The following is a 10,310-nucleotide window of genomic DNA, read 5'->3' on the forward strand; positions in this document are numbered from 1 at the left end:
GTTCTTGAAGGTTCACTATAAAACTTTGATTTTAATGCCATAGCAGAAATAAACAAACCGTTATCTCATGATATCTCCTTACCCCTTTCCATTAAATGCAACTACCTAATCTTTTAAAAACTCCTTCTTTTCTCCAAAAGCTTCAATGGGTAGCTGATCCTGTTCGGTATATGGAAAAAGCTGCTCAACAGTATCCCGACATTTTTACTGGTAAGATAATTGGTTTTGGGGACACTGTAGTATTTGTGAACCATCCCCAAGCAATCCAGGAAATTTTAACCAACGATAGAAATAAATTTGCTGCTGTCGGCAAGATGAACAAAATTGGGGAACCCTTAGTAGGGGAATATTCAGTTGCCTTAGTAGAGGGTACTCGTCACAAACGGCAACGACAACTGGTCATGCCATCCTTTCATGGAGAGCGAATGCAAGCCTATGGTCAACGGATTTGTGGTCTGTGTACAAAAGTTTTTCATCAGTTAGCAATAAATCAGCACTTCTTGGCTCGGAACTTAACACAGGAGATAACCCTACAAGTTATTTTACAGGTTGTCTTGGGCTTGAATGAGGGAGAAAAACTTCAAAAACTTAAGCATCTATTGCTACAGATGTTGGATCTTTTTCGGTCACCTTTGAGTTCTAGTTTATTGTTTTTCCCATTCTTCCAAAAGGATTTAGGAGCTTGGAGTCCTTGGGGAAAATTCCTGTACGATCGCCAGCAAATTGATCAATTGATCTATGCTGAAATTAGCGAACGCAGGGAGCAAAATGATTCAGACCGCAACGATATCTTATCCATGCTGATATCAGCACAGGATGACACTGGTCAACCCATGACAGATCAAGAGTTGCGCGATCAGTTGATGACTCTAATCGTTGCTGGATATGAAACCACAGCAACAGCGATCGCTTGGGGATTGTACTGGATTCATCAAAAGCCTCTAGTCCATGAAAAACTACTTCAGGAACTAGATAACCTCGGTGATTCTCCAGATCCCATGAGCATTTACCGATTGCCATATCTAAGTGCTGTCTGCAATGAAACCTTGCGAATTCACCCTGTTGTTATGTTCTCTTTTCCCAGAGTAGTACAAGAACCTGCCAAACTGTTGGGACATTCTTTAGAATCTGGGACTGTATTGCTTCCCAACATTTATCTCATTCATCAGCGTGAAGATTTATATCCTCAACCGAAGGAGTTTCAACCAGAGCGCTTTTTAGAACGGCAATTTTCTCCCTATGAATTTCTGCCCTTTGGTGGTGGTGTCCGTCGTTGTATTGGCGAGGCTTTGGCTATATTTCAAATGAAGCTAGTATTAGCAACTATTCTATCACGCTATCAGTTAGAGCTAGTTAATCGACGAAGAGAACGGCCTCAGCGTCGAGGTTTTACCCTTGCGCCAGCCAGTGGAGTCAAGATGCTAATTACAGGGCAACGTGCGCGTCAAAAGTCTCTAGTGAATATGACAATTACACCTGTATCCTAGTAGTCCACCACAGTAACAATGCTTTAGTAAACCAAAAATCAAGTTTTAGAATCTTTCTCTCGTTCTCTCTGTGTTCTCTGTGCCTCTGCGATACCTGCGCGAAGCCCTCCGGGTTAAGCAGTCGCTCATGGGGGAAACCCCCTTAGCGCAAGCTTCTCCCAAAGGGAGATGACCGCGCTGCTTCACCGCTTTGCGTCTAGGTTATTTAACCCCGCATAGTTGTCTTGACAGACTAATAGAGTATCGATTCAGGAATGAAAAACCTAACCCCTCAGCCTCTTTCCCTACAAGAATTGGGGAGAGGTTCTTCTAAGATTACTGAATTGGTGTTCTAGTAGCTTGTCAGAGTTGTTTTAAAGAGTCTTAGAAATCACCCAGTTTTTGCGACAAACTGGGTTTTTATAATTGTAGGTTGGGTTGAGCAAAGCAAAACTCGACAAATTTCCAAATGTTCGTTTCGCTTTACTTAATCCAACTTTGTATTTTAAAAGAAGTGTTACTAGTCTAGATATCTGACTGTTGCATCGGGATCTCAATCACAAACTCAGTCCCCTCTCCTAATGTGGAATCACAGGTTAAACTACCCTTGTGTTTGTCCACAATAATCTGATAGCTAATCGACAACCCTAACCCCGTGCCACTTCCTACTGGCTTGGTAGTAAAAAATGGGTCAAAGATTTTTTGCTGCACTACTTTTGTCATGCCATAACCATTATCAGCAATCCGAATTATCACCGTATTAGAATCTGTTAGTTCAGTAAAGATGTGAATTTGTCCTACCCTATGATAAGCCGATGATGCGTCTATGTCTTTTATTATTTGCTCTTTATCATTTATCAATGATGGATAATCAATAACAAATGAATCTTCTAAAGCATCAATCGCATTACTGAGGATATTCATAAACACCTGATTTAATTGACCAGGATAACAAATAACTTCCGGTAATTTTGCGTATTCTTTGATAACTTCAATTTCAGGAAGACCGCTTTTTTCTTTAAAGCGGTGTTGTAAAATCATTAAGGTATTATTTATTCCCTCATGAACATCCACAGGCTTCATCTCAGATTCATCTAGGCGAGAAAAGTTGCGTAAGCCCAAAACAATATTCCGGATACGTGAACTCCCCACTTTCATTGAATCTAAAATCTTTGGCAAGTCTTCTGCTAAGAAATCTATGTCAATTTCCCCAGCTTTCTCCTCAACTAAAGGCGAAGGACGCGGATATTCCTGCTGATAAACAGCTAAAAAATCTAGCAAATTTTGGACATAATCGCTAGTATGACTAATATTGCCATGAATAAAGTTAATAGGGTTATTGATTTCATGAGCAATTCCTGCGACCATTTGTCCCAAAGAAGACATTTTTTCACTTTGAATCAATTGGATTTGAGTACGTTGCAATTCCTGTAGAGTTTCTTGTAAACAGTGATTTTTGTCGTTGAGTTCCTGCGTTCTTTCTTGGACTTTCTCTTCTAAAGTATGGTTGTAGTCTTCCAAGCTTTCTTTAGCTTGTGCCAAATTTTTGTAAAGGATAGCATTCTCTAGAGATATTGCTGCTTGAGTAGTGAGGAGTTTGAGAACTTCTACGCGATCGCGTGTGAATGCTCCTGTCGTCAGATGATTTTCTAGATAAAGAATCCCAATTAATTTACCTTGATTTAGAAGAGGTATAGACAACAAACTTTTAGGTTCTTCAGTAAGAATGTAGCTATCATCTGCTAAAAAAGTAACAGTATTTGCATCATCAATAACCAAGATTTCTCTTGAGCGTTTAACGTAGTTAATCAAAGTAATAGGAACATCGTAGCTTAACTCAAGGCAAGTTGATGGAAACTCAGTGTAGGTATGATCAAAATGCGAATTTGAACACACTACTGTGACAGTTAATGCTAAGTTATCACCTTCACTCAAAATTAAAGCGCATTTAGAGGCTCCTGCATTCTCCATAACAACTTCCATTAAAGTAGAAAGTAGTCGCTCAAGCTCGATTTCCCCAGAGAGGGCTTGAGATGCTTTAATAAATGCGGCTAAATCCAGAGAGTCAGAAATACTTCTTTTCGAGCCAATAACAGTTTGTTGATCGCTTAAGGTAGGTAAAGATGATATAGATATGTTATTGACAAAAGTGCTTTCATCGCTGGGATGGATACTCACTTTTCCTTGCTGGAGTATAGGAGTAAGTAATTGGGGATAGCGTTTTGTTAAATCGTTAACTTTGGCTAATGCTCCCCAATGAATGTAGCCATAGTAAGCATCAGTTAGGTAGGTTTGGGCAATCTTCTGTTTGCCCCGTTCTAAATAAAATTTAGCGGCAAGTTCGTTGGCAAGAGCTTCTTCGTTGATATATTCATATTCTTTAGCAAAGGCGATCGCGCGATCGTAATTATCCATTGCCTCTATATATTGATTAAGAACTCGATGCCGCTCTGCCTCAACTAAATAAAACTTATGCAAATAATTCATTGGGGCATGATTTGCCCAGTGCTGCATCTTTTCTTGATTGACAACAACCTTATTTAAGATTTGTTCTTGTTCAGATTCCTCAACATCAGAATAAACTGCCAGTCTAGCTAGTGAATCATAAAAATGGAATATAGGAAAAACGAACTGTCCTATCCCACCATGCAAATAATTTTCTGCCAAGCGAGCATTTTCAACCGCTTGAGAGTATTTCTGAAATAGACAACAGAGATGCAGTTTAGTTAAATACAAATATAACAGTCCCATGCCATCGTTTGCTTCAAGGTGAGTCGGCAACATTTTCTCTTCATCGTAGGCTTCACCAATTAAAAGATGCGGATTTTCCGCAGTACCTATCAAGTTCAAGACACTCTGCCGATAAATCGCGCTCCAGTTAAATACTGTTTCTTGCTTGATTTGACCGATCGCACTGTTGTAAATTGCCATCTCTTGTTCCAGTCCGGTCAGTTCTTTACCAAGAAAATATGAACAGTAGCAATAAACATTAAGAGCATAGGCTGCATATTCTAAATCTCCTGTTTCTAGTCCAGCAGAGTATGCTTCTAGCAAAGGTTTTAAGTTTTCCTTGGCATGTTCCTTCCAATGCCGGATAGCAGCATTAAATACCTCTATAACCTTAGCTTTGACTTCTTTAACATTAAAGCGAGTTAACAAACTTGCAGCCAGTTTCCCAAATTGATAGCCAAACTCAATATCTCCTACTACCCCGCAGAGTATTACCCCGTAAGCTACATAGGCATAGGCTGACAAGGAAGTGTTACCGTATTTGAGCGATAAATTAATCTGTTTAAAAGCAAACAAGGGATAAATTACAGGAAAAGCTTGATAGGCATGACCAAGTGCACTCGATAGAATACGCATAGATGCTAAAGCTTGCTCTTCTGTCATCTCAGGCAGGTCAATTAAATCCTCAATACGCTTGCCATTAAGATTTGATATTAACTCTGCCATTGCTAACTGAATATCTGACTGGCTTGGATGCTCAGGAAACTCCACTCCCAAAAATTTCAAAAAGGTTAGGGCAGTATTCACAGCCTTCAGTGCTTGGTTCTGTGCCCCATAAGCCTGAATTTTGACTTCATAAACTTTTACTTTTTCTAGCAGTGGTTTGCGTACCAACACCACCTCTGCCAATTCCTCCATCTGTTCAAAGTTGCCAGCTAGGTATGCTGCCTCTGTCGCAGTTTCATATAAAGCTAGGGTGAGATGATGTTTCATATCCCAACTATCATCTGCCAGCAGTTTGATGCCAGTAGTTAAATACTTAACGGCCGCAGGATAAGCTGTAGATGCTAAAGCTTTACGTCCAGCAATTAGATTCATCTGGGCCAGTTCATCTCGTTTAGCTTGAGGGGAGATAAATTCTACTGCGATATTAAACTGATTGACAAGCCCAAAAATCTTTTCTTCTTGTTCTGCAACTGGAATATTATTCAATAACAGTAGCCCAATTTTTAAGTGAATTGGCTTTTTTTGTTCTTCGGGAATCAAAGAATAGGCGGCTTGCTGCACTCGATCGTGTACGAATTTATATTTAGGTAGCTGTAAATTAGAAATTGAAAATCGTGTAGATTCTATCCCATCAACAATTAAGTCTTGATTAGTATTTGAAAAGATGTTGTAATTTTCAGTCTGTGGTAAAACTAGCCCATCAATTAATGCTTGCCACAAGTCTGATGCTGTATCTACTACAGATTTTTCATTGGCGATCGCCAGAGTTTTTAAGTCAAATTCATTACCAATACAAGCAGCCATTTTCAAAACTTTTTGGGTAGGTATTGGCAATTTTTCTATTTGCAGGGTGATAAATTTTACGACATCATCTGTGAGAGCTAATTCTTTGACTTGGGAAATATCATACTGCCAATGACCAAGATCAAAGTTTAATGCAATTAGCCCATCATCATGTAAAGACTTGAGGAATTGGACGCAAAAGAATGGGTTGCCCTTAGTGTTGGCAAATACCATCTGAGTGAGAGGAAGTGCAACTCCTTCAGGGCAATGCAGAGTATCAGCAATTAGATGATTTAAATCACCTTGATTTAAGGGTGTGAGGGTGAGCGTATTAATAGTTGCTCCTGCTTTTTGAATCTCTTTTAGTGTCAAAGAAAGCGGATGTGCCTTAGAAACTTCATTATCTCGAAAAGAACCAACTAACAGTAAACCTCCCTTATTTTCACACATTTCTTCTGTCTCTTCTGAAGGAGAAGCCAACTTATTTTCACACATTAATAACTGAATTAATTTCAAAGATGCCGTATCTGCCCACTGCAAGTCATCGAGAAATAAAACTAGGGGATGTTCTTTCGTTGTAAATATTTGGATGAATTTTTGAAACAATAAATTGAACCGATTCTGGGCAGCACTGCCAGAGAGTTCTGTAACCGGAGGTTGCTTACCAATAATCTGTTCTAGTTCAGGAAGTACATCAATAATCACCTGAGTTTGTGTACCCAATTTCAATAGAATTTTGGCTTTCCATTGTTGAATTTGGGCATCATTTTGCGAGAGCAGTTGCTCAATTAAGTCCCGAAAAGCTTGCACCAATCCTGACAAAGGAATGTCACGTTGAAACTGGTCAAATTTCCCTTTGATGAAGTAACTACGCTGACGCACAATAGGTTTGTGGATTTCATTGACTACAGCAGTTTTGCCAATGCCAGAGAAACCCTCGACTAATATCATTTCTGTTGCCCCCTCTGTCACACGCTTAAAAGCAGCGAGTAGGGTTTCAACTTCACTTTGGCGACCATAGAGTTTTTCAGAGATTACAAAACGGTCTGAGATGTCTCTCACGCCTAGTTCAAAGGGTGCAATATTTCCTGTTTCTTGCCACTGGTTTTGGCACACCTGCAAGTCATGCTTTAACCCCAAAGCACTCTGATAGCGGTCTTCGGCATTTTTTGCCATCAGCTTGCTGATAATGTCAGACAAAATTGGTGGAGTATTAGAGTTAATCCGACTGGCTTTTAGCGGTTGTTTAGCAATGTGAGAGTAAATTAACTCCATCGGATCTTTTGTTATGAAGGGTAACTGTCCGGTGAGGAGTTGAAAGAAGGTGACACCGAGGGAATAAAAATCAGTGCGATAGTCAATACCTCGGTTCATCCTTCCGGTTTGTTCTGGAGAAATGTAAGCTAGGGTGCCTTCTAATACGTTGGGATTCGTGAGAAATTGAATTTCTCTTGGTAGGAGAGTGGCAATACTAAAATCGATGAGTTTTATTTCACCTGTGGTAGGGTTTATCAGGATGTTGGCAGGCTTGATGTCTTTATGAATAATCCGTAGGCGTAGCTCGCCTTCTCTACGAGACGCTCCGCGAAAGGTATCGCAGTGCAGTCCTTCAAGGATAGAAGCAATTTTAATAGCAATGGGGAAAAACTCATTAAGGGAAAGCCAGTTTTCCTTCTTCTCCTTGTCCTCCACTTGCCAGTCTTGCAGGGAAATACCACCAAAATCTTCCATCACTAGGACGTAATTGTTACGGTAGTTTTCTAAGCTATAGGTTTTGACTATGCCAGGAAGATCGAGGTTTTTGGTGATGATATATTGATTGCGGAACTGGGCGATTTCGCCGAACGTAGGATATTCATTCCGCATCAATTTGAGAACGACTGGTTTTTGATCTTGTTCTCTAATAGCCCGATAAACTAGGGTTTTACTACCTGAGTAGATTTGCTCGGTGATGCGATAGCCAGGAAACGCAGACAATGTATCTAATACTACTAACATTACGGGGTATGCTCATAATTCTTGTTTATATGGCTTAGTATTCCCCTGCGAAGGCTACGTATATCATAAAATAGGAATTTTATATGTTTAAATAAAATTTAAACATATCTTTTTTCAGTAAATATTTCATATAGCAATGTTTCCTATAGCATGGTCTATTACGATCGCAGGATAATTTAGAAAAGCCTGAAACAACCTTAAGCTCGTTAATTCACATAACTATGCATTTATACAGTGCGTAAGTCTTACAAATAAGAAAAAAGCCTGCCGTTCTCCTTAGATTAAGAGCAAACTGCGGCAGGTTTTGTGGGTATTGGCTGCTTTTCTAGACTGTCAACCTCTTCTTTGGCGAAGAAGCTGTGTTTCGACTCCGCTCAATATAAATTCGCGTTCGGGGAATTCAAAATTCAAAATTTATAAAAGTGCAGATAATTGCTAGTTATGTTTTCCTGCTTTTGAATTTTGTTTTCAACGATGATTTGTCAACATAAGTATTTTCGAACTAACTATTTTTACCCGCTTTTAATCGGACACCCGTTATTATAAACGGGGTATTTTTGGCTGCGATAATAATAATGAGTACAAATGCTACTTTATTTTTTGTTTAATAAAGGTCACAACCTGAGTTAGCTGTTTCTTCAAGCCATCGATTTCAGCTTGCATTTTGACAATTTTCTCATTCAATGCACTAATTTCTGCGTCGGAGGCTCCTCCGGCAGTAGGGGTTGCGTTGCTTGCCGCCGTAGGCATCGCAGTATTTACAGCACTAGGAGTTGCTACTGTAGCAGTGGTTACACCAGAAGTTGCTACTGTGCCATTTTTTACAGCAACTGCTGCTCCTACTGGCACTAGTTCTGGGCGTGGCTGTTTCGCCTTGGTCATAGCTAACTTAATTGCGTTAATTAGTTGCTTCTGATCAAAAGGCTTACCCAGAAATTCAAAGTATTCAAAGGGTTCTGTGATTTTCTCAGTCACCTCTTCCTTGCGACCAGACATGATCACCAAAGGAATTTTCCTTAATTCCGGATCGGCTTGAACTTTCTGGAAAACCTCCCAGCCACTCATTTTAGGCAACAGGAAATCCAGCATAATCAGGCTGAGTTTTTCCTGAAGAATGAAATTTAGTCCTTCCAAACCATCTTTTGCTTCCAGTACCTCAAAATTGCCCGGAGGCAACATTTCTCGTACTTTTACCCTGACAACTGTAGTGTCATCGATAACTAAAATCTTGTTGCTTGCCACGACTGTTTGCTCTAACAGAAACTTTAAGTGTAAATAGCGGCTTTGCCGATTGTCATTGAGAATTCCCCCACTATATACAAAATTTTTAGCAATTGGGGGATAGTATATTTCGGTATAAATGACATTGCTAGAGGTGTTTTGCAAAACTTTCGCTTGTGCTATTTTCAATTTGTGTCATGGTGATATTTAAGGCTTTAGCTCTGTTCTAGGGCATAAGGGACATGCTGGTACTGAGACATAGGGACTTGATGAAGAGCATCCCCGCGTCTATTTTTATCTATCATTTGTTAATTAACAGACCATTCGTCTATATCCGTATTTTGCTTAGATGTCTATAGGACTCGTATTTGATTTTTACAAAAAATCAGTACACCTCAAAAAGGCTTCTTCCTTACTCCCTACCTACACAAATAATTTCAAAAATCAAAACGGACTACTATATGATTTCGTCACAACGAGCCGAACTAAAGTCTGAAATTACGGCAATGCCTAGCTGGTTACGTCGTCCTATTGGCAGAGCCAGTGAAATTTCTACCGTACAACACATTATTAAGCAACGCCAAATTCACACGATTTGCGAAGAAGGGCGCTGTCCCAACCGGGGGGAGTGTTATGCCCAAAAAACTGCAACTTTTTTACTAATGGGGCCTACTTGCACACGCTCTTGTGCTTTCTGTCAAGTAGATAAAGGTCATGCACCGATGCCTGTTGATTTAGAGGAACCCCAAAAGGTAGCCCAGGCGGTGCAGCTTTTAGGATTGCGTTATGTAGTGCTGACTTCTGTAGCCCGTGATGACTTGCCCGATCAGGGCGCAGGGCACTTTGTGGAGACGATCGCGACTATCCGCCAATTGAACCCAGAGACTCAAATTGAAGTGCTGACGCCTGATTTTTGGGGTGGTGCTGGTGTTGGGGAATCAGGTCAACGCCAGCGAATAGCCATGATTGTAAAAGCCAAACCAGCTTGTTTCAATCATAATATCGAGACAGTAAAACGGTTAACTGGGCCAGTGCGCCGGGGAGCCAAATACGATCGCTCTCTTTCGGTACTAGCTATAGTCAAAGAAATCGATCCGACAATTCCCACCAAATCAGGTTTGATGTTGGGACACGGAGAAACACTTGATGAAGTCGTTGAAGCAATGGCTGATCTAAGGGCTGTGGGGTGCGATCGCTTGACTATCGGGCAGTATATGCGTCCAACTCTTGAACATCTGCCAGTCAAAAAATATTGGACTCCAGAGGAATTCGATCAGCTTGGCAGATTAGCATGGGAAATGGGATTCAACCATGTTCGTTCTGGGCCTCTGGTTCGCAGTTCTTATCATGCTGGAGAGGAGGGAGTGGGGAGTAGGGAGTCGGGGA

General features: G+C 40.4%; 4 protein-coding genes. 2 read left to right on the forward strand and 2 right to left on the reverse strand.

The annotated features are described in order from the left end of the window. Window positions 1-95: 95 nt before the first annotated feature. The gene (locus tag ACFE90_RS11475; protein WP_375500539.1) at window positions 96-1,487 is read left to right on the forward strand and encodes a cytochrome P450; all 1,392 of its coding nucleotides are present in this window, start codon (window positions 96-98) and stop codon (window positions 1,485-1,487) included. A gap of 504 nt (window positions 1,488-1,991) precedes the next feature. Here ACFE90_RS11475 and ACFE90_RS11480 read toward each other — a convergent pair. Both ACFE90_RS11480 and ACFE90_RS11485 read right to left on the reverse strand, forming a co-directional pair. After that, entirely contained in the window at window positions 1,992-7,703 is a 5,712-nt protein-coding gene (locus ACFE90_RS11480; RefSeq protein ID WP_375500541.1) for an AAA family ATPase, read from the reverse strand. Between the two features lie 588 nt (window positions 7,704-8,291). Continuing rightward, entirely contained in the window at window positions 8,292-8,945 is a 654-nt protein-coding gene (locus ACFE90_RS11485; protein WP_375500545.1) for a response regulator, read from the reverse strand. A 440-nt stretch (window positions 8,946-9,385) separates the two neighbouring features. On the opposite strand from ACFE90_RS11485, the gene lipA reads away from it, so the two are divergent. Continuing rightward, the coding region (lipA, locus tag ACFE90_RS11490) for a lipoyl synthase (protein WP_375500543.1) at window positions 9,386-10,310 on the forward strand (925 nt) is incomplete at its 3' end.

Origin of the sequence: uncultured Nostoc sp. (genome assembly GCF_964245445.1) — a bacterium.
Classification (GTDB): Bacteria; Cyanobacteriota; Cyanobacteriia; order Cyanobacteriales; family Nostocaceae; genus Nostoc.

Bases quoted from the DNA above. Each gene is read 5' to 3' on its own strand.
- ACFE90_RS11480 (WP_375500541.1), bottom strand. From the start codon at position 7,703: ATGTTAGTAGTATTAGATACATTGTCTGCGTTTCCTGGCTATCGCATC.
- ACFE90_RS11475 (WP_375500539.1), top strand. From the start codon at position 96: ATGCAACTACCTAATCTTTTAAAAACTCCTTCTTTTCTCCAAAAGCTT.